Below are 20,786 nucleotides of genomic sequence, written 5' to 3'. Positions count from 1 at the left end.
AGTCAAAAGTCGTCACAAGTCTATCCAAACTCACGCCACACAAAAAACCTCTGCCGCAACGGCAGAGGCTCATTTTTGAATTCGATTAGATAAATGCCATTACGATGTAGTTCAAAATGAAGAGTAACATAGAAATCCAAAGGATTGGGTGGATTTCTTTGGCTTTACCTTTGACAATTTTAACTAAACCGTATGTAATGAAACCAGCAGCAATACCGTTAGAGATTGAGTAAACAAAGCCCATGAAGACGGAAGTGAAGAAGGCTGGCACAGCATCTTCAAAATTATCCCAAGCAATTTCACGGAGAGAAGATACCATTAAGATACCTACGATAATTAAGGCTGGGGCAGTGGCTTGTGAAGGGACGATACCAATCACTGGTGATAAGAACATGGCGACGATAAAGCAGATAGCAGTTACAACAGAGGTTAAGCCAGTCCGACCACCCGCACCAATACCAGCAGCAGATTCAACATAAGTAGTGGTATTAGAAGTGCCGAAGATAGCACCAAAGATCGTACCGACAGAGTCACCGAATAAGGCTTTATCCATTTTAGAAGAGAAACCTGAACCATTTTCAAGGGCTTCTTCGTCTTCGTCAGAGAAGATACCAGTCCGACGTCCGGTACCGATGAAAGTACCAACTGTATCGAAGACGTCTGAAAGTGAGAAGGCAAAAATTGTCATGATGACTAAAGGAATCCGGCTAGCATCGGCGAATAAGGCAGGGAGACCAGCTGAAGTAAAGATCACACCAAAGGTTTGACCGAATTCTTCAAAGGCAGACCCTAAAGAATTTTGATTGAAGTCAATGACTGATAAGTCAGTCACACCCGTAAGGATACTTAAAATAGTAGCAGCTAAGATACCGATTAGGATGGCACCCTTAGTATTGCGTAACATTAAGATAATGGTTAAGAATAAACCGAATAAAGCGATTAAGACACCGGGTTGAGTGAAATTAACTAAGGCAGGAAGGGCAGAACCATTCGTCACAACAGTATTTACGCCGTCGGCGAATTCAGTGGCTAAAGGATCGCCACCATTGATCGATAAGATGTTGGGTGCTTCAGAAGTAAATTGAAGTAAACCCGCATTTTTTATTCCTAAATAACCAATGAAAATCCCAATCCCACCAGAAATGGCATGTTGTAACATTTCTGGAATAGCAGTAATCAACAATTTACGGATCTTAGTTACAGTAATTAAGACGTTGAAAAGACCACAGATGAAAACCATGGATAAGGCTTCTTGCCAAGTAAAACCTAAACCAAAAACAACAGTATAGGTGAAGAAGGCGTTCAGTCCCATACCTGGGGCTAGAGCGTAAGGTACATTAGCAAAAACACCAATAAAAACAGTAGAGATAGCTGAAGCAAAAATGGTAGCTAAGAAAACTGCTTGACTTGGCATGCCGGATAAAGATAAAAGAGCAGGGTTCACGAAAATAATATAAGACATGGCCAAGAAAGTGGTTATCCCAGCATAGACTTCTGTCGAAATGCTAGTGCCATTTTCTTCAATTTTAAAGAAAGATTTGATTGCGTCCAAAAAGATTCCCTCCAAATAATTTGATGGATCAAGTATAGCATTAAAACCAGATAAAGACAAACTAATTTTTAAATTTAAAAAATAATGTTCGGAAAAAATTATTTCCAGAAAATCTTTAAACTTATGCTATAATTAGAAGCAGTATTGCTAAGAGGAGATTGACACTTTTATGAAGAACAAAGCCTTTATTATTGGGGATATCCACGGTATGGATCAGGCCCTAGAAGACATGTTAGGCCACTGGAACCCGGCTCAAGAAGAGCTGATTTTTGTTGGCGATTATATTGACCGTGGTCCTAATGCCCGTCAAGTTCTAAAACGTGTTTATGAATTAAGCCAAGATCCGTCCGTCCATGCTTTGCGGGGGAACCATGAACAGATGTTTCTGGATTATTTGAAAGATCCTGAGCAAAAGTGGCCGGTTTATTTTGCGAATCATGGCACCACAACTCTAAGCCAATTATTGAAGCTTAATGAAGATGCGGTCTTTAGTCAGCGGGCTGCTAACTATGTAACCCAAGTCGATCGTTATTATCCTTGGTTGCGGCCATGGCTCGACCATTTAACTTATTATATTGAGTTTGGTGACTTTATCATTGCCCATGCTGGGGTGAACTTAACCCTGGATAATTGGCGACAGTCGAGTCAACATGATTTCTTATGGATCCGGGATGGTTTCCATTATGAACCGAATAATACCGGAAAAACCATTATTTTTGGCCACACCCCGACCATTCTCTTACAAAAAGGGGGCGGAATTTGGTTCGCCGATGATGGTAAGATTGGTATTGATGGTGGAGCAGTCTACGGTGAGAAGTTAATTGGCCTTAAAATTAATCGGGAAGAAGTCATTGACTCTTTTACCATCTCAACCAAAGACCAAGTAGTCAATCCAGCTACCCAGACTTTTAAAGGTAAAAAGAAAGGCCAAGAAACAACCACGAATGACAAACTAGACCCGGTTGAATCAGCAAGGGATACTCGTTCGTCGGCTCAATAGGTATTTAATGAGTGCCCAACCGTGTCGATTGACGTGACAATCAGATCAGAAAAGAAGGAGACCTATGACAGAATATAGCCCAGAACAAACTCAAACATTTATCAAAGAAGTAGCGGCCGCCACTCAAATTAAAGCCAGTCAAGTCAAGGCCGTTTTGGACCTTTTAGGTGAAGGGAATACCATTCCCTTTATTGCCCGCTACCGGAAAGAGGTCACTGGCTCCCTCGATGAAGTTCAAATCCATGATATTGAACAAGCCCACCATTATGCAACTCAACTTTTTGACCGTAAAGATGAAATAATTCGTTTGATTGATGAACAAGGTAAGTTAACGGAAGACTTGCAAAAAGAAATTGCTAAGGCGACTAAATTACAAACCTTAGAAGACATTTACCGGCCTTATAAGCAAAAACGTCGGACCAAGGCTATGATTGCGATAGAACAAGGTTTACAGCCTTTAGCGGACTATATCCTTAAACCCCAAACTGACCAGGGCGATCTTGTAAGTTATGCTGGTCAATTTGTGACAGAAGACGTTGAATCGCCTGAAGCAGCTCTAGCAGGTGCCCATGAAATCCTAGCTCAAGATGTGTCCGACCGGGCCAACTTCCGGGAATTCATCCGGAAATATACTCGGTATAATGGCCTCTTAGTTTCAAGCGTCAAAAGCCAGGAAGACGACCCTCAAGGGGTTTATCAAACTTATTATGATTACAGTGAAAAAGTCAGTGCAGTTTTGCCTCACCGAGTCTTAGCCCTTAATCGGGCTGAAAAAGAAGGTGTTTTGACAGTCAAAATTCAAGCTGAAGAAGAACCTGTCTTAAACTATATGTTGCGTCACTATGTTCCGAAAGACTTAAATGAAGAGAAAACCGCTTTTGTGGCTGATGCAATCCAAGATGCTTACCGGCGTTTTATCGGGCCAAGTATCGAGCGGGAAATCCGGAATGAATTGACCCAAGTTGCGGATAGTCAAGCCATTGAGGTTTTCGGTGATAATCTGCGGCATTTACTCTTACAACAACCACTTAAAGGTAAGATTGTGATGGGCTTTGACCCAGCTTACCGGACTGGTTGTAAGTTAGCTATTATTAATGAAACCGGACGGGTTTTGACTAAGTCAGTTATTTATCCGCATAAGCCCGCTTCCGAAGCCAAACGCGCTCAAGCTGAAGGTCAATTACTAGACCTCATTCAGCAATATCAGGTAGATGTGATTGCTATTGGTAACGGAACAGCCTCGCGGGAATCTGAACAATTTGTCAGCCAGACGATCAAAAATAATAATCTAGCCACCCAATTTATTGTGGTTAATGAAGCAGGGGCTTCTGTCTATTCAGCTTCTAAGATTGCCCGGGAAGAATTCCCAGACTTCCAAGTGGAAGAACGGTCTGCGGTTTCCATTGCCCGTCGTTTGCAAGATCCATTGGCTGAGTTAATCAAAATTGATCCTAAGTCCATGGGCGTGGGTCAATACCAACATGATGTGGCCCAAAAAGAATTAACCGAAGCCTTAGACTTCGTGGTCAACATTACCGTTAACCAGGTTGGAGTGGATGTTAATACCGCGTCTAAACAGTTATTAGAACATGTGTCTGGTTTAACCGCCGCAACCGCCAATAATTTGATTGCCTTGCGGGATGAGTTAGGGGCTTTTACTAATCGTGACCAAATTAAGGACGTAAAACGCTTAGGACCTAAGACATTTGAGCAAGCCGTTGGTTTCCTCCGAATCTTAGGTGGGGTAAATCCACTGGACCAAACTTCCATTCACCCGGAATCTTACGCGATTGCTGAACAAATTTTAGCGGACCAAGGTCTTGCCTTGGCTGATTTAGGCAATGAAGAATCTGTTGCTAGCTTAGATAAGCTAGACGCTCAAACACTCGCTGACCAGTATGATATTGGTTTAGAAACCAGTAAAGACATCCTTGAAGGCTTGAAAAATCCTAAGGCAGATATTCGGGATGGCCAACCCGCACCAATTTTACGGGATGATGTTATGACCATGGAAGACTTGGAAATTGGTATGCAGTTACAAGGAGTAGTCCGGAATGTGGTTGACTTTGGTGCTTTCGTTGATATTGGAGTTAAGCAAGATGGTTTAGTCCATATTTCACGTCTGTCTAAGAAGTTTATCAAGCATCCGTCGGATGTAGTCTCAGTTGGAGATATTCTTGAGGTTGAAGTCGTGGAACTCGACTTGCAAAAACAACGGATTGGCTTGAAACGGGTTAAATAAGAATTAGTAATTATTAGTAGTATCACTAAAAAAGCGAATACGTTATAGTGGGATCGTGCTGGGGCACTGGGAGCAAAGCGACTTAGGGCCCCAGTAGCTGAGTGAACTCAGTTTCCTTTCTAACTCAGTGGTGTGAAGAGAAAGATATTCGCACCATTTTCTAACTCAATGATGTGAAGAAAAAATACAAACATCAAAAATGCCCTCCTAGTTTAAAGGATTTCTAGCTCATAACTTAGACTTGGCGCTTGAGCGCTTAGTCTAAGTATTGCCAGAAAAGTCTGGAGCTTACGCCAGTAAGCAGAAGACGGTCCAACTAGGAGGGGTATTTTTTGATGGTTTGATTAATGATTTTTCAAAAGGACTTAGTGGGTAGCTCCACCGGTGACCTTTAAATCATCCTTGTCATTGTATTCAACAATGGCGGTGATGGCAGCTTCAATCCCTTTAGCCATGTCTTGAAGTGACATTGAGGCTTGGTTAGGTTTGTCCACTACTTGTTGGCTCATGAATGGAATATGCATGAAACCAGCTTTGACATCAGGAAATTCTTTATCAACTAAGTATAAAGTCTGATACATAATATGGTTGCAGACAAAGGTACCGGCAGTATTTGAAACCGCTGCGGGTAAACCAGCTTCATGAATGGCTTCAACCATGGCTTTGATTGGCAATTTAGAGAAGTAGGCAGGTTGGCCATCTTCTTGAATCGGAACATCCACGGGTTGGTTTCCTTCATTGTCTTCAATCCGAGCATCATCTTGGTTTATGGCAACCCGTTCAGGGGTAAGGCCAGTACGACCGCCAGCTTGGCCAATGTTTAAGACCACATCGGGTTGAACTTCCCGCATTTTTTCAGCAACTACATCAGCAGATTTATGGAAAACAGTAGGAATTTCTAATTTAATGATTTCCGCACCGGCGATGGTATCTGGTAATAACTTGACTGCTTCAATGGCTGGGTTAATGGGTTCTTTGTCAAAAGGATCAAAACCTGTAACTAAAATTTTCATTATATCCACTCCTTATTTTTATTGTAACAATCTGATAATTTTTTTGAAGTGATAGGCTCACTTAGAAGGCCCAGAAATACATCAATACAATATGAGCTACGATCATAACCAAAGCGACTAGGGCTTGTTGTTTGATAACTCCGTATTCGTCTTTCATTTCCAGTAAGGCAGCTGGTAGGGCATTAAAATTACCAGCCATTGGAGTTAAGAGGGTACCACAATATCCGGCAGTTAGAGCTAGAGTCCCAACGACAACTGGGTCGGCACCTAAATTTAAGACGAAGGGAATCCCAATCCCTGCGGTAATTACAGCGAAGGCCGCAAAAGCATTCCCCATAATCATGGTGAAAATGACCATACCTAAAACATAAGCAATAACCCCGAATAACTTATGACCTTCAGGAATCACGCCTCCAATCATAGAAGCAATGACATCACCCACACCGGCGGCCGTAAAGGTGGCACCCAGGGCGGCTAAGATTTGAGGTAGAATACCGGTGGTGCCGACTTGTTGGACCATCCGGTCGGTTTCATCTAAGTATTCGCCGCCACGTGGTTGTAAAATAATCATGGTTAAGATTAAGGAAGCAATGGCCCCGAAACCAAGCACGATTTTCCCAATAGAAGGGAAGAGGGTTGAGAAGATAAGGGAAGTAATCCCTAAGGCTAGTACCGGCCAGAAGACAGAAGAGCCTAATTTATTGGCTCGTTTTTCAGCTGTTTCATCACTGGTAATCTTAACTGTACCGATTTTAACTTGTTTCAAGAGGGTGAGGATTCCTAAGGAAAAAACGAGAATTCCAGAAACTAATGGGGGTAAATAAGTTCCACCAAGGAAAAGGACACCTAGGATACCCCAGAAAGCAGAAGTACCGATACGAACAGGATTGCTTTGGTCGTTGAAAGTTCGGTAAGCAACATATAATAAGAAAATACCGATAACAATGTTGATAACTTCGAGGATATTTTCGACTTGACCACCTAGAACGGCATCCCAGTCACTAAGAAAGCTTAATAAGACTAATGATTTCATTATTTTTTGCCTCCTTTATACTTAGCTTGTAGGGCTTTATCAATAGAAAAGTTATAGGCAGAACCTACAAATCCTGAGATAATCCCGATTGGAATGGCGGCTAGGGCTACAGCGGCCGGGCTGACATCATAACCTAATTCAGACATGGTAGCCGCAATTAAAAGTACTCCGGCAGATCCCGCAAACATATTTTGACCATAGAAATTACCAAAGTTTTCATTAGCGGCGGCTAAACCTTTAACGGTGTCTAAATCTTTTTCACTCAAATTATTAACTGGCGTGGTTTGAGTTTGATTGGTATCTTGAACTTTATCAGGATTAATGGCAGCATTCAGCGCTGCTTCACCCATAGGTTCAACAATTGGTCGTACGAAGGATGGATGACCACCTAAGCGGATATTCATCAAGCCACAGATTAAACGGATAACAAAGTAGGCTGAATAGAAGACCCCCATGGATAAGCCCTTCATTCGTTCGATTAAACGTACCGCCTGAACCTTAAGTCCGTATGCTTCTGCTAACCCAATCATCGGTAGGGTTAGGAAAAAAATCGAAACATAGCGTTGAGACACGAAGGTTGATCCTAACATCTCTAGAAATTCTGTAATCGAAATTCCTGACACGAGGGCTGTTACCAGACCAGCAATCAAAACGGTCGCAATCGTGTCTAGTTTCAGGATAAAACCAACGACAATAATAAGTACACCAATGAGTTTAATATACTCCATTGTGTAACCTCCTTTATATTTTTTTGCCAAAATAGGCATATAATTTCACTTACATTTTATCATAAAATAGTTAAATTATGCATTTTATATCAAATATGGTATTTTAAAATAGAAAAAAATTGGTAGATATAAGGAGTACTTATGTTAAAGAAAATTCGTCTCTTTGTCTATATGGATGGCACCCTGGTACAATACCAGGGTCGGGAAGTGGGTATTGATATTTTTGCGCCACATTATTTTGAAAATGTTCCTCCCGAAATTAATTTATTAAATTTTATTAAAGATTTAATCCATCATGAAATTGAAGTGGAGGTTTATATTTTATCAGCAATATTTGACAAGAAACCCTCCATTACAGATGAAAAAAAGGTCTGGTTAAACACATGGTTGCCGGAATTACCTGAGCAAGCTTGGTATTTTCCTCCGGAAAGTATTTCAAAAGTGGAGTATATGCATCGAGTCTTTCCTGACTGGAATCAAGCGTTAAATATTTTAATTGATGATATGGATTATAATCTGAGTGCTTGGCAGGCTTATGATAATCACATTGCTCTTGAATCAGTAGGTTGGGATAAATGGTTAGCACCGGCTGATTTAGGATTTGTCCAATTTGATACCTCAAAATCAAAAGAAGATTTAAATAAGATATTTCACAATCTTATCCGGAAATATAAGATGAAATAAGGTGATTGTCTTTGTATTCAATAATATGATATCCTATTTATATTTTTAAATAATTAAAAATTACACTTATAAATATTTATCGAAATTATTGATTAATAGTTAACGCAATAAAAACTTAATTTTGTTTTTTTTTGACTAATTTGAAATAATTTATTTAAAATGGGAGTATCAAAATATGGAGGTGTACCAATGAAAAAAACGTTAAGAATGTTTAGTGCTTTTGTTTCTACTAGTTTGTTGTTGGTCGGTGCTATAAATCCAATTTTTGCCCAGGAATCATCCAGTGAAGCTGAATCAGCTCAGGAAGAGTCCGCTGAAGAAAGTGACGCCGCTGAAGAATCAGGAGAAGAATCAAGTGACGCTGAAGATGCTGATGCATCTGAAGTTTCAGATAGTTCTGAAGAAGAAGCTGCTGAGGAATCTGAAGAAGAAACCGAAGCAGAAGGTTCAGAAGAAGAAAGCGCATCTGAAAAATTTGATTTTGAATATGATATTGAAGCTGCCCTTAAAGAATCTACTCAAGCAGAAATAAGTGAATTATTTGCTTCACTTGAAGGACTTGAGGCCTATAACCAAGATGGAATTTCTTATAAGATCGATGGTTATAAATTATATGAATTAAAAAATATCTCTCGTGACTGGGATACTGTCTTTGATAAACAACGGGAACGTGGTGGTATGTTAGTGGTCCAAATCACATATACTAACGATACAGATAAACCAATTTTTATCGGACAATCTTCTAAATACAGTGTGATTGGTGCTGACCGTTCTTATTCTCATTCTTCCCAATTTATCCCTGATGAAGAAGCATTGACGAATAAAATTATTGCCCTTGAAAATGTCTTACCAGCTGGTGAAAGTATCACGGGATATGAAACGGTTGCGCTGCCTGCAGATGTGTTAGATCATGTATTAGAAAATGGTGAAATTACATATAAACCAGGTTATATTAGTTTAGATGAAACCGATGAAGATAATAGTAAATGGGTTTCAATGCCGGAACAAGTTGTCTTACCATTGTCAGAAGATAATATGGAAAAACAAGCAGCTAAAGGTGAGTTTTACCCTGATAAATTTATCACGGATAATTTGGGGACTAAAGAAATGTTAGAAGAAGGTGAAGTCAATGAGACCCTAACCGTTGAAGATGTTGACGTGACAGTCAATGGCTATCAAATCACTGAATTCACGCCTAACAAAGAAGAAGCGCCTAAGTACGCAAACTTTAAGGATGGTGTAGTCGTTTATACGGTTGAATATACTATCGAAAATAATAGTAGTCAGGAAGAAGATCAAGTTAAGTTTATGAACACCAATGGTAACTTAATCCTGAACGAAAGTATTCAATATGATCAACAATCTACCTTCGTTCCTGAAGTAGTACCTGATGATACTGTTCTGGCAGAAGGTGATAGCGCAACCGGTTATCTAGTTTTCACTATTTCTAAAGATGATTATGAAATTTATAAAGGTCGTTCAATCATGGTCGATGTGAATGTTTACGATAAAGATTTCAGAACTATGAATGATTATCAAACATTGATCTTTACGCTGAAAGCGGCTGAATAAGCATATCACTTACTATATTTTACGAAGCACCTAGAATTATATGAATTCTAGGTGCTTTTCTGTTTATCTCAAAAATAAAGTACATTGATATTTAGAAAGAAATAAAACTGATCAAGTGAATATTGAAATAAAACACAAAAGTAAGAGGATAATATATAAAAAAATTGTAAGATATTCTAAATAATTACTCTGGAACTTGTGATAAGATATTCAAAAAACGTTATCAACGAGTTATATGAGGAGAGAGGACTATGTTAAATTTAATAAATGGTAAATATGTCGGCAAGGGAGTAGGCCAACATGGCGATTATGAAGTTGAAGTAACCATCGAAAATAATCGGATTGCGGCCGTTAATGTTCTAGGTGATCACGGTAATTCAGCTTATCCTGATAATGCGGCTGGTTCTGATGCTAACACCATTTGCGGCGATTCCTATAACTATACTTTACCAGGTAATGCTATGGGGTTTGCGGTCAACTCAGGCCGGATGGCGGGCCAAGCCGTGGTTGATCAAATTAAAGGGTAATTGAGATTTTTTATGGGACCAAACAAGAGTTTCTTGTTTGGCCCTTTTTGTTTGGAAGTATAATTCTTTAGTTTGGGCTTAATTAAAGAAAATGAGAGGGTGGATTCTTTACTTGTTAGCTGAGTGAGGAAAAAATTCTTCAGCGCAAGCCTAATAAAAGAAGGTTCGTCGCTAGATTCTTTACTTGCCAGCTAAGTGAGGGAAAAATTCTTCAGTACAGGCCTAATTAAAGAAAGTGCGTCGGTAGATTCTTTAGTTGCTATCTAAGTGATAAAAAAATTCTTCAGTGCAGGCCCAACCAAAGAAAATGTGATGGCTAATTCTATACTTACTAGCCAAGTAAAGAAGTGTCTGAGCAAGCAGCCCAGGGAGATTCAGCAGCCCAATTAGCTTGGCAGGCCATGGTTTATCAAATTAATAAATATATTGGTCAAATGGTCGTCGCTCTCCATGGTGAAGTTCAAGCGATTTTACTAAGTGGCGGCATGGTCTTTAATTCAGATTTAGTCGCGTAAATTAAAGATGATTGCGGCTGGATTGCTCCGATTTTTGCCTATCCGGGTGAGTTTGAAATGCAAGCCATGGCCAATGAGGCACTAAGAGTCTTAACTGGGGCGGAAGAAGCTAAAAATTATAGCGGCCAAACTGCCTGGGCTCCTACTACTTGTCCTTTGGCTAAATAATCGAGTGTATGAAAAAAGCAGACAAATCATATGATTTGTCTGCTTTTTTATGCGGCCAGTGGGATTTGAACCCACACAGGGATACCCCCACTGCCCCCTCAAGACAGCGCGTCTGCCGTTCCGCCATGACCGCAAAAGACAAAGAGTATTGTAACATGGATTGCTTGTCTTTTCAAGTCTAGGTTGACTAGATTTCCAATAAAAAAGAGGCCCTAGGGCCTCTTTTATTGAACTAGCTTAAACCTTGTAAAGACTGTAATTGGTACATATTGTAGTAGGTGCCTTCCTGGTCAATTAAATCGTCATGTTGACCCTGCTCAATCACGCGACCTTTATTCATAACATAAATTCGGTCGGTTTTTTTAATCGTAGAGAGTCGGTGGGCAATAACAATTAGAGTACATTCCTGGCGGATTTTTTCCAGACTGGCTTGGATGTAACCTTCGGTTTCTGTATCAATGTTTGCGGTCGCTTCATCTAGGATTAGAATCCGTGGCTTCCGTAAGATAGTCCGGGTAATATTAATCAATTGGCGTTGTCCCGCAGATAGGGATTTACCGCCTTCAGACACCATGGTTTCGTAGCCATTTTCTTGTTCACGGATAAAGCTATCGGCACCTGTAAAGCGGGCTGCCTTTTCGATTTCAGACTTAGTATAGTCCCCATGGAGACGGATATTATCGTAGAAGTTACCATAGAACATAAAGGCATCTTGGTGAACTAAGCCAATTTGCCGGCGGAGACTTTCTTGGGATAAATTCCGGATGGATTGACCATCGATCAGAATATCGCCATCAGAGTAATCATAAAACCGCATTAATAGGTTGATAATCGTAGACTTACCTGAGCCGGTATGACCGACTAAGGCAATCATTTGACCGGCCTTGACCTCGATTGACACATTCTTAAGGACATCTTGTTTGCCATTATAGGAGAAGGTCATGTTTTTAAGGGACACGGTACCTGAAATAGCTTGATCGCTAGCATCGGTATTAGCTTGGGGAGCATACTGGGCATTATCAATTAGGTAGATACCCCTTGAAGCGGCCACTAGCCCATCCTGGTAAATTGAAAGAGAACCAATCATTTGACCAATGGGATGGAAGAAGGATTTGGAATAGTTAGTAAAAGCATAAATCATCCCTACATCTAAAGTAGACCCGCCTAAGAGTTCTTTACCAAAAATCCAAATGACTAAGACAAGAACGATTTGTTCAATTAAGTTAACAGCTGGCATTAAAAGGGCGGCATCGAGGCGGAACATATTAATCCGCGCCTCAACATATTCAGAATTAATTTTGTCAAAGTCAGCTTTCATGCGCTCGCTTTGATTAAATTGTTGGATAAGCCACATTCCCATGGTTGATTCTGAAAGTTGGGCATTCACCCGACTTAAAGCCTCCCGCATCCGACCATAGACAATCGTCGAAGTTTTTTGATAGGCTATGATTAAAATAAAAACCAGTGGGATAAAGGCAATGAAGACCCAAGACATGGAGATATTCAAAGAAAACATGGCGACCCCGACCATAATTGCATTGATTAACCCATCAAAGAAGGTTAAGAAAACATTCCAGAATTCTTTAATGGTTTGGGTATCATTGGTCACCCGGGAAACAACTTCGCCGTTGGGTGTTTTATTAAAATAATCCATGGAGAAGTGAATGACTTTAGAATAGATTTGATTCCGCATGCCAGCTACGGTTTTTTCAGAAGCTAGTTTAAAGGTATAGTCTTTAAAATAAGTCACTACCATTTTAATGAGTAGCAAAATCAAGTAAGTCAAGGCAATCCGAATGGTTATCGCCATGGTGGCATTATCCTTGGCGAGGTATTGGTCAATATAACCTTGAATAATTAAAGGCATATAGGCAGTTAAACCAGAGGTAATCATCATCATGATGATAGAAATTAGGAAGTGTTTGCGTTCATTTAAGGCAAAGTGGAAGAGGTACTTAAGAATAGAAGCTTGTTCTTTTATAGAAAAGGAATTTTTCTTCTTTTGAGAAATGCTATTCATTGAGGTCTCCTCCTTCCAATTTTTGTTCCAGTTGTTGTTGTTGGAACATGTTATTGTACCAGCCATCGATTGCTAGTAATTCAGTATGGTTACCGCGTTCAATCACACGACCATTTTCTAAGACTAAGGTTTCATTGGCATGCATCACGGAAGAAATTCGGTGGGTACCGATAATGGTGATACCACCTTTCCGGTGATTCTTTAGATTATTAAGAATAATCTTCTCAGTTTTGGCGTCCACTGCGGAGAGGGCATCATCCATAATTAGGATTTTAGGATTAATAGCGAGGGTTCTAGCAATCGAAACCCGTTGTTTTTGTCCTCCAGATAGGGAAACACCACGTTCGCCTACCAGGGTATCATAGCCGTCCGCAAAACCAAGGATATCTTCATGGACATTGGCTAATTTAGCAAAGTATTCAACTTCTTCTTGGCTCATGTCTGGGCGGCCAAAACGAATATTGTCGCGGACCGTGGTTGAAAAGAGCAGGTTATTTTGCGAGATATAACCAATATTTTCATTAATTTCATCCAAATCAATTCGTCTTAGCTCAACTCCATCTATCTTAATTGAACCTTGATTTACATCAAAATTTCTAACAAGAAGGCTAAAGAGGGTGGATTTACCAGACCCAGTTTTACCAACAAGACCTAGAGTTTGGCCGTCTTTTAAATGGAAGTGAATATTTTCAAGGGCATCATGTTCTGCATGGGGATAAGTAAAGCGGTTAATATCAACCTGCAAATCCTGATAAGTAAGTCCTTTCGTCGCATTGCTAGGATTAACTACCGATGCGGTTTCATTGAGTAAGGCATCGATTCGATCATAAGAGACATTGCCTCGTTCTAAGGTGTTGACCATCCGACCCATGGCAATCAAGGGCCAGGTCATATTTCCAAGATAAGAGAAGAAGGCAATCAGTTGACCAATCGAAATCCGACCGGATTGAACAAAGAAAGTACCGAAGAAGATAGTTAAGACATAAGTTAGGCCGGTGATGGTATCAATGACGGGACCATAAGCCGAGTCATAACGATAAACTTTTTCATTTTTGTCGACGACATTGTCTGTCGCTGCAACAAAGTCTAGATAGTCATCTTTTTCTTCACCAAAGGCTTTAATGACGTTGATACCAGCCACTGATTCTTGGACATGGTCATTTAATTTTGAGAAGGATTCAAGTGATCCGCGGAAGGTCGTTCTGATTTTTTTCCCTAAGTAACGTGAAGCTAGGAATAAGAAGGGAAAAGGTATAATCGTTAATAAGGATAATTTCCAGTCAATCACAATAAACATGGAGAAGAGGGTAGCAAGTGTAATCGAAAGGGAGTCGGTTAGGGTTAAAATCCCACCCCCGGCCACGAAGCGAATGGCAGCCAAGTCGTTGGTGGCATGGGCCATCAGGTCACCGGTTCGGTGTTGGTTGTAGAACTCTTGGTCCATCTTGGTTAAATGATTGAAAAGTCGTTTTCGTAGAATGTATTCTAACTTAGTAGAATTGCCAAACAGAAGGGTTCGCCAGATATTCCTCAGAATATACATAGCTAAGCCGACCGCAAGTAGAATAATGATGTAGCGTGTCAGACTGGCTTGGCTTAAAGTCTTATTGGCGAACTCATCAACTACTTCCCCAATGACAAGGGGGATATAGGCTGATAAGAGGGCACAGGCAATGAGACCTGCCACCGCACCGAGCGTGGATTTCCATTTTAATTTGAAAAACCATGCCAATTTCTTAAAAATCGTAAACATGTCATTCTCCTTTTTTTATCAAATTCTAATAAAAGTGCACATTTAAATATAAGTTTGAATTGTAATAATGTCAAGGTAAGTGGCTTAGTTTTATTAGAATTCACCGCTTAGGTTAGAAAATACTCATGATAAGATCTTTCATTATTATAATAGAAATAGAAGTAACCATCATTTATTAGGGGTTGAATGACCAAAATGAAGGTAAGGGAATGACTGGCTCTGCCTAATTTGAAGTGTGCCAATATGAAAAATGAATCCAAGGCCAATACCTAAATCACTTTTTAAGGTATAAAAAAGACTGGGCCAAAGCCCAGTCTCACATAAAATAATAATTAAATTCACTAGATATAAAGCTCCGTCAAGACTTACATTTTTACAATAGTTCGACCTAAGTGAGAGCCCTCTTTTAGTTTTTGAATCGCCGCTGGCACTTGGTCTAAGCTAATCACATCATAAAGCGTAGTGTCAGTCACATTCCAGTCTCCTGCCATTTTATTCCAAAGGGCTGGTCTTTTTTCAATTGGCACTTGGACAGAGTCAACTCCAAGAATTTTGTTGCCACGTAAGATCATCGGGAAGACAGTGGCTTCAAATTTAATACCGGCAGCATTACCGCACATAGACATCGCCCCATCGTAACTTAATTGGCCTAGAAGAGTTGCGGCCACATCGCCCCCAACCGTATCTAAAATATAATCAAATTGACTGCGGCCTAAAGGTTTTTTATCTCCTAAATCTTTGCTGTCCAAAATATTATGAGCACCTAAGTTTTTAGCTACCTCTACTTGGTAGTCTTTACGGACAAGGGCAGTAATGTTTTGGTAGCCTGCTTTAGCTAGAATTTGTAAAGCAACAAAACCTACGCCCCCGGTCGCACCGGTTACAAGAATTGCAGGATTATCAGCCACTTTCATGCCCGCTTCTTCTAGAGCAGCAACAGATAAAGCAGCAGTAAAGCCAGCTGTACCAAAAACCATGGCACTTTCGAGATTCAGTCCTTCCGGTAAGTGAACCACCCACTCAGCTGGTACTTTAGCATATTCCGCCAAACCACCAGGATGGGAAACCCCAATCCCAAATCCTGTTACTAAGACTTGGTCGCCCTTTTTAAATTGGTCAGAGTTTGACTCTTCAACTGTTCCAGATAAATCAATCCCAAGCGTCATTGGATAGTGACGGATCACACCACCCTTGGTTTGACTCGCTAACATATCTTTGTAGTTTAAAGAAGAATAAGCTACTTTGATTAAAACATCACCCTCAGGTAGGTCATTTTTTGTGAGTGTATCAATACTCAGTTCGACTTGATCATTGTTTTCTTTCACACGTAGAGCTCTAAAATCTGTCATTTATCTTCCTCCTAAAAATTTATACCCGTTAATTTTATCGGAAGCGATTACATTAGACAAGCGATTTGCTTATTTTTGTCAAAGAATTATGAAATTTAAAAGAAAAAATCATAATCAAAGTAGACCCGGTTTAACCTATGTTATAATTGGATTGATTATGATTAGAAATTGAGGGTAGAATGATGCAGACTTTAACAAAATATATTACAGATTTTACTAATATTCCTTCGCCAACCGGTTACACGGAAAAAGTGATGGATTATTTATGTCACCGTTTAGACCAATTAAATTATGACTATCAACGGACACCTAAGGGTGGCGTTTTAGTCGAAGTGAAAGGAGCGAATCACCAAGCCGCTCGTTTACTGACCGCTCATTTAGATACACTAGGGGCCATGGTGCGGGCAATTAAACCGGATGGTCGGTTAAAAATCGACTTGGTGGGTGGTTTTGGTTATCCTTCGATTGAAGGTGAAAATTGTTTGGTCCACTTAGCCGGCCAAGATAAGACTATTTCCGGAACTATTTTGATGCACCAAACCTCAGTCCATGTTTATAAGGATGCTAAGACGGCCGAAAGAAATCAGGATAATATGGAAGTGCGTCTTGATGCCAAGGTAACTAACGCAGAAGAAACCAGGGCTTTAGGAATTCAAGTGGGGGATATTATTTCTTTTGATCCACGGACCCAAGTCACTGAGTCCGGTTTTATCAAATCACGTCATTTAGATGATAAAGTTTCTGCCGCGATTTTATTAGAATTTTTAGACCAATTGAGTCATTCTGACAAAAAACTCCCCCATACCACTTATTTTTACTGGTCCCCTTTTGAAGAAGTGGGTCACGGCGCTAATTCCTCCATCCCGAATAATGTGGTTGAACTTATTGCGGTTGACATGGGGGCCATGGGAGATGACCAAGCCACGGATGAATATTCAGTCTCTATCTGCGTAAAGGATGCATCTGGTCCTTATCACTACGGTTTGCGTAAGCATTTGGTGCAATTAGCTCAAGACCAAGAGATTCCTTATCAACTTGATATCTATCCTTATTATGGGTCTGATGCATCTGCGGCGATGTCAGCCGGAGCAGAAGTTCGCCATGGACTTTTTGGGGCTGGGATTGAATCCAGTCATTCTTATGAAAGAACTCATCTAGATTCAGTCAAAGCCACCTATGATTTGGTGACCGCTTATATTTACTCCTCAATGTTAGTATCAGGAGGGGAGCTTAATGAAGACTTTTACTAAGTTGAGTATCACTAGTCTTCTTATCGGATCGTGTTTGAATCCTCTTCCAGTTCAAGCACAGATGAATAATCTTTTTCCTGACTTTGATTTATTTACCCAAGACCAATTAAGTCGGGATAATTTAACTAGTTCAGTAAAGGATTACCGGCAAGCGTTTAACCTAGCATTAACGAAAATTCAAAAAATGGAAGATTTTACAGTGACTTATCGGATGGTAGATGTGGAAAATCAAGTTCCTCTTTATGAAGGTCAAATTGATTTTCAAGGTTCACAAGGTCGAGCCGCTATGAACTTTACTTTTAATGATTATGATGTTCATGATAAAACCAAGTTACTTGCCAGCCACCCGCTTAAAATTATGGCCTATGATAATTTTAACTTAGTCTATAGTCAACAAATGGCCTGGTTTAATTCCTATCAAATTTTACAGACTTATTTTGATATCCAAGCCAGCCAAAGACAAGCTTTGGACGACCTAGATCAAATTTATTTGATTTCTGAAAATGGACGTAGAAATGAAGATTTAAGCATAGAAGATTATTTCTCAGCCTTGGTACTCTTACCCGACAGTAACTTAGTCAACCAAATTAATCCGAGGCATTTGACTCATAGTCAAGCAGGCTATCACTTGCAGGCGGAATTAACGGATATCCCTGAAGGTTTATTTAAACGTTCAGGCAATTTTCAATTGCGGTCTAATTTCACCTACGATATTCAAGCCAGAGCGATTGCTCCAATGAATCAACAGGGGCAACTGGCAAGTTTTGATCCCCAGGCTAGTAGCCAGAAAGGTCAATGGGATTTTTCATTTAACCATGAATTAAACCTTGAGCGTAAGGAAGATAGTCTAGCAATCGATCAAAGCCTTAAAGGCCCCCGATCGAGCTTTGATGAAGTGAGTCAAAGTTATCAATTGCAAGATTTTGCGACGGATAAACATTTGCATTCTTCCGATGTCACTCACAAATTAAGAAAGATAGATTTAGCTTTAGATCCTAGAAATAATTCCTATCATTTAGGCTTAGAAGGGATTGCTGAGGACTTTGAACTAAATATCTTTGAAGATAAAACGGCTGATTTAAAAGGAATCAAATGTTACTTAGAAATTGACGTTCAGCCACTCGCAAATCCGGTACCAGACTTCCAGGATTTAGATCGGATGACTGCGGAAGAACTCAAGTATAGCCTGCAAAATATTATTGATAAAAATCAAGAGGAGTAAGTTATGCAATTAAGAAAACGTGCGAGTCACCGAATAAAAAATGGTGGACGCTTAATTCAAGCAGCAGATTTAGTGGATAGCCAAGACTTGAATCAGTATGGACAGGGTCAGATTGTTACTTTAACCGATTCAGACCATGAATTTTTAGCTTGGGCCATGGTAGCGCAACAAAATAAAGGGATCGCCTGGGTTGTCAGTTATGACCGTGATTTTGTTTTCAACCAAGAATATATAATTTCTCTGGTCGAAACTGCTCTTAAACGTCGTCATTTTTTATTTGATAGTGCTCAAACTAATGCTTTTCGTTTATTTAATGGTCCTGGGGATGGACTCGGGGGATTGACCGTAGATTATTACGCGGGGCGTCTACTTTTTACTTGGTATAATCGGGGTCTTTATCAATATCGTGATGAAATTTTACAAGCCTTTCAGGAAAAAGTTAAAGAAATTCGAGCCATTTTTGAAACCATACGTTTCCCCTTGGAGCCCGGTCAAGCGCCTCATCAACAAAGCTTTGGCCCTGAAGGAGAATCAGATTTTGTCATTTCTGAAAACGGCCTTCAATACCAAATTTCCCTCGGACAGGATTGGATGACAGGTATCTTTTTAGATCAACGCGATGTACGTCAATTTATCCAAAGCCAAGCTCAAGGGCTAGCTGTTTTAAACTTGTTTTCTTACACAGGTGCTTTCGGTGTCGCAGCTGCTAGTGGTGGGGCGTCTATGACGTTGAATGTCGATTTAGCCCAACGGGCTCAAGAAATGACTCAGCAAAATTATGCCTTAAATAATTTAGAATTTGACAGCCAAAATCAAGTGAAAATTATGGATGTCTTTGATTATATTGATTATAGTCGACGCCACCAGTTACGTTATGATTTAGTCGTTTGTGATCCTCCAAGTTTTTCCCGGTCCAAAAAACGGACCTTTTCGGCATTAAATGATTATGGCCAATTAGCGACTCGTTTGGCAGACTTGGTTAATCCAGGCGGACTTTTGATTCTATCAACCAACCACTCGGTCTATCAACGTGAAGCGTTTGAAAATGATGTCAGAAAGGCCCTAAACCAGGTTGGTTCCTTCCAACTGATCCAGGCTTTTAGTCTTGGTGAAGATTTTCCCACGACAGTGGACTTCGAGAGTCAATATTTGAAAGTATTAGTATATTATCGGGCTAGTTAAACATAATAAGGAAGTGAAAGTATGAAATGGGGTATTATTGGTATTATTGGGGCCGGTAAGATTGCCCATCGGTTTGCCACAGCTTGTTTAGCTGACCCAGAAAACCGAATTCTTGCTGTCTCAGCGCGTAACCCCCTAAAAGGACAGGTTTTTTGTCAGCAATTTGGGATTGAAAAGACCTACCAAGATCCTCAGCAATTATTACAAGAAATGGACATTGAAGCTGTTTATATTGCCTTACCCCATGGCCTACACCAGGAGTGGGTCATTAAAGCGTGTCAAGCCGGTAAAGCGGTGCTTTGTGAGAAACCCTTAGCTATAAATGCAAGTCAAGTAGCTCAAATTATTGAGATACAAAAGCAGACGGGCGTATTGGTGATGGAAGCCATGAAGACCCGCTTTATTCCCTTGTATCAATACTTAAAAGAAGAAATTATTGGTCAGGGTCTCCTAGGAACTATCCAAAAGGCATATTTTTCCTTGTGTAACCAAATGGATTTAGAGGGTCAAAATTCTTATCATATGCAAGCTGGACAAGGGGGCGCTTTTAGACTGTGGTATTTATTGTGCCGCTTGGATCCAGGATTATTTTTCCGACCAACTTCGCCTGGTTGACCAAGAGAGTAAAATCTATCGGAATGTTGATGTATATAGCCTAAGTCATTTTAAACAAGGCCCGATTGATATTTATTTAGAAACGGGTTTTGATCGTAAACAAGCTAAGCAAGCAGAATTTATTGGTGACCAGGCAAGTCTGATTGTGGATGATCTCCATCGGCCACAATTTGCTCACTTAATTGATATCGATGGTCAAAATCAGACAATCCATATTCCTTATGAACATGACGATTTTTTTAGCCAAATTAAACAATTTACGGAATTATATTTAACTGGAAAAAGTCAAAGCCCAATTATGCCCTTGACTGACTCTTTGGCCTGTGCTCAGATTCTTGACCAAATTAAAGCAAAAATATAA

At 40.0% G+C, this 20,786-nt stretch carries 18 protein-coding genes and 1 tRNA gene; 11 read left to right on the top strand and 8 right to left on the bottom strand.

Annotated elements, in window-relative coordinates; all coding sequences use genetic code 11:
- Positions 1-85: 85 nt before the first annotated feature.
- Complete coding sequence (locus G396_RS0102355; protein ID WP_028124932.1) at positions 86-1,543, bottom strand: NCS2 family permease; 1,458 nt, start codon at positions 1,541-1,543, stop codon at positions 86-88.
- Between the two features lie 178 nt (positions 1,544-1,721).
- Between G396_RS0102355 and G396_RS09930 the strand changes: the two genes are divergently transcribed.
- A complete protein-coding gene (locus tag G396_RS09930) occupies positions 1,722-2,552 on the top strand; it encodes a metallophosphoesterase family protein (RefSeq protein WP_006418531.1) in 831 nt (276 codons plus the stop codon).
- Between the two features lie 64 nt (positions 2,553-2,616).
- Entirely contained in the window at positions 2,617-4,794 is a 2,178-nt protein-coding gene (locus G396_RS0102345) for a Tex family protein (RefSeq protein ID WP_028124931.1), read from the top strand.
- 365 nt (positions 4,795-5,159) lie between these two features.
- Here G396_RS0102345 and pcp read toward each other — a convergent pair whose 3' ends face one another.
- From pcp to G396_RS0102330, 3 genes are all read right to left on the bottom strand, one after another.
- Positions 5,160-5,807, bottom strand: coding sequence for a pyroglutamyl-peptidase I (gene pcp, locus G396_RS0102340; RefSeq protein WP_006418282.1), 648 nt, complete (start codon positions 5,805-5,807; stop codon positions 5,160-5,162).
- A gap of 61 nt (positions 5,808-5,868) precedes the next feature.
- Positions 5,869-6,840 carry a DUF979 domain-containing protein gene (locus G396_RS0102335; protein ID WP_006418147.1) on the bottom strand — a complete coding sequence of 324 codons (972 nt, stop codon included), beginning with the start codon at positions 6,838-6,840 and terminating at the stop codon, positions 5,869-5,871.
- Positions 6,840-7,568, bottom strand: coding sequence for a DUF969 domain-containing protein (locus G396_RS0102330; protein WP_006418288.1), 729 nt, complete (start codon positions 7,566-7,568; stop codon positions 6,840-6,842). Before G396_RS0102330 ends, G396_RS0102335 begins: the two co-directional genes overlap by 1 nt.
- 141 nt (positions 7,569-7,709) lie before the next feature.
- On the opposite strand from G396_RS0102330, the gene G396_RS0102325 reads away from it, so the two are divergent.
- From G396_RS0102325 to G396_RS11330, 4 genes are all read left to right on the top strand, one after another.
- The gene (locus G396_RS0102325; RefSeq protein ID WP_028124929.1) at positions 7,710-8,252 is read left to right on the top strand and encodes a hypothetical protein; all 543 of its coding nucleotides are present in this window, start codon (positions 7,710-7,712) and stop codon (positions 8,250-8,252) included.
- A gap of 189 nt (positions 8,253-8,441) precedes the next feature.
- Positions 8,442-9,824: a DUF4352 domain-containing protein gene (locus tag G396_RS0102320; RefSeq protein ID WP_028124928.1), complete on the top strand. Its 1,383-nt coding sequence runs from the start codon at positions 8,442-8,444 to the stop codon at positions 9,822-9,824.
- Positions 9,825-10,075: 251 nt separating this feature from the next.
- Complete coding sequence (locus G396_RS0102315) at positions 10,076-10,351, top strand: hypothetical protein (protein ID WP_006418452.1); 276 nt, start codon at positions 10,076-10,078, stop codon at positions 10,349-10,351.
- Between the two features lie 347 nt (positions 10,352-10,698).
- Positions 10,699-10,866 carry a hypothetical protein gene (locus G396_RS11330; RefSeq protein ID WP_006418510.1) on the top strand — a complete coding sequence of 56 codons (168 nt, stop codon included), beginning with the start codon at positions 10,699-10,701 and terminating at the stop codon, positions 10,864-10,866.
- Between the two features lie 218 nt (positions 10,867-11,084).
- Here the strand turns inward: G396_RS11330 and G396_RS0102300 are convergent.
- From G396_RS0102300 to G396_RS0102285, 4 genes are all read right to left on the bottom strand, one after another.
- A tRNA-Leu gene (locus G396_RS0102300) sits at positions 11,085-11,167 on the bottom strand.
- Between the two features lie 99 nt (positions 11,168-11,266).
- Entirely contained in the window at positions 11,267-13,054 is a 1,788-nt protein-coding gene (locus G396_RS0102295) for an ABC transporter ATP-binding protein (protein WP_028124927.1), read from the bottom strand.
- Positions 13,047-14,807, bottom strand: coding sequence for an ABC transporter ATP-binding protein (locus G396_RS0102290; RefSeq protein ID WP_028124926.1), 1,761 nt, complete (start codon positions 14,805-14,807; stop codon positions 13,047-13,049). The genes G396_RS0102295 and G396_RS0102290 overlap by 8 nt, the downstream gene beginning before the upstream one ends.
- Positions 14,808-15,172: 365 nt before the next feature.
- The gene (locus G396_RS0102285) at positions 15,173-16,156 is read right to left on the bottom strand and encodes a YhdH/YhfP family quinone oxidoreductase (protein WP_028124925.1); all 984 of its coding nucleotides are present in this window, start codon (positions 16,154-16,156) and stop codon (positions 15,173-15,175) included.
- Positions 16,157-16,338: 182 nt separating this feature from the next.
- Here G396_RS0102285 and G396_RS09925 point away from each other — a divergent pair, with 182 nt between their 5' ends.
- The 5 genes from G396_RS09925 to G396_RS10855 all read left to right on the top strand — a co-directional run bounded on the left by G396_RS09925 (position 16,339) and on the right by G396_RS10855 (position 20,786).
- On the top strand, positions 16,339-17,406 hold the full coding sequence (locus G396_RS09925; RefSeq protein ID WP_051221068.1) for a M42 family metallopeptidase: 1,068 nt from the start codon (positions 16,339-16,341) through the stop codon (positions 17,404-17,406).
- Entirely contained in the window at positions 17,390-18,628 is a 1,239-nt protein-coding gene (locus G396_RS0102275) for a hypothetical protein (RefSeq protein WP_028124924.1), read from the top strand. The genes G396_RS09925 and G396_RS0102275 overlap by 17 nt, the downstream gene beginning before the upstream one ends.
- 3 nt (positions 18,629-18,631) lie before the next feature.
- Positions 18,632-19,810 (top strand): class I SAM-dependent rRNA methyltransferase, encoded by a 1,179-nt coding sequence (locus tag G396_RS0102270; RefSeq protein ID WP_028124923.1) that lies wholly within the window; start codon positions 18,632-18,634, stop codon positions 19,808-19,810.
- 21 nt (positions 19,811-19,831) lie between these two features.
- Positions 19,832-20,425, top strand: coding sequence for a Gfo/Idh/MocA family protein (locus G396_RS10860; RefSeq protein ID WP_028124922.1), 594 nt, complete (start codon positions 19,832-19,834; stop codon positions 20,423-20,425).
- A gap of 145 nt (positions 20,426-20,570) precedes the next feature.
- On the top strand, positions 20,571-20,786 hold the full coding sequence (locus tag G396_RS10855) for a hypothetical protein (protein WP_028124921.1): 216 nt from the start codon (positions 20,571-20,573) through the stop codon (positions 20,784-20,786).

The sequence above is a fragment of the Eremococcus coleocola DSM 15696 genome (genome assembly GCF_000428865.1).
In the GTDB taxonomy this organism is placed as follows: Bacteria; Bacillota; Bacilli; order Lactobacillales; family Aerococcaceae; genus Eremococcus; species Eremococcus coleocola.
The sequence above is the reverse complement of the archived record's forward strand: the minus strand, read 5'-3'. Positions and strand labels throughout refer to the sequence as shown.

Excerpts from the sequence above, each read along its gene's own strand:
- G396_RS09930 (WP_006418531.1), top strand. The coding sequence starts at position 1,722 with ATGAAGAACAAAGCCTTTATTATTGGGGATATCCACGGTATGGATCAG.
- G396_RS0102345 (WP_028124931.1), top strand. The coding sequence starts at position 2,617 with ATGACAGAATATAGCCCAGAACAAACTCAAACATTTATCAAAGAAGTA.
- pcp (WP_006418282.1), bottom strand. The coding sequence starts at position 5,807 with ATGAAAATTTTAGTTACAGGTTTTGATCCTTTTGACAAAGAACCCATT.
- G396_RS0102335 (WP_006418147.1), bottom strand. The coding sequence starts at position 6,840 with ATGAAATCATTAGTCTTATTAAGCTTTCTTAGTGACTGGGATGCCGTT.
- G396_RS0102330 (WP_006418288.1), bottom strand. The coding sequence starts at position 7,568 with ATGGAGTATATTAAACTCATTGGTGTACTTATTATTGTCGTTGGTTTT.
- G396_RS0102325 (WP_028124929.1), top strand. The coding sequence starts at position 7,710 with ATGTTAAAGAAAATTCGTCTCTTTGTCTATATGGATGGCACCCTGGTA.
- G396_RS0102320 (WP_028124928.1), top strand. The coding sequence starts at position 8,442 with ATGAAAAAAACGTTAAGAATGTTTAGTGCTTTTGTTTCTACTAGTTTG.
- G396_RS0102315 (WP_006418452.1), top strand. The coding sequence starts at position 10,076 with ATGTTAAATTTAATAAATGGTAAATATGTCGGCAAGGGAGTAGGCCAA.
- G396_RS0102295 (WP_028124927.1), bottom strand. The coding sequence starts at position 13,054 with ATGAATAGCATTTCTCAAAAGAAGAAAAATTCCTTTTCTATAAAAGAA.
- G396_RS0102290 (WP_028124926.1), bottom strand. The coding sequence starts at position 14,807 with ATGTTTACGATTTTTAAGAAATTGGCATGGTTTTTCAAATTAAAATGG.
- G396_RS0102285 (WP_028124925.1), bottom strand. The coding sequence starts at position 16,156 with ATGACAGATTTTAGAGCTCTACGTGTGAAAGAAAACAATGATCAAGTC.
- G396_RS09925 (WP_051221068.1), top strand. The coding sequence starts at position 16,339 with ATGCAGACTTTAACAAAATATATTACAGATTTTACTAATATTCCTTCG.
- G396_RS0102275 (WP_028124924.1), top strand. The coding sequence starts at position 17,390 with ATGAAGACTTTTACTAAGTTGAGTATCACTAGTCTTCTTATCGGATCG.
- G396_RS0102270 (WP_028124923.1), top strand. The coding sequence starts at position 18,632 with ATGCAATTAAGAAAACGTGCGAGTCACCGAATAAAAAATGGTGGACGC.
- G396_RS10860 (WP_028124922.1), top strand. The coding sequence starts at position 19,832 with ATGAAATGGGGTATTATTGGTATTATTGGGGCCGGTAAGATTGCCCAT.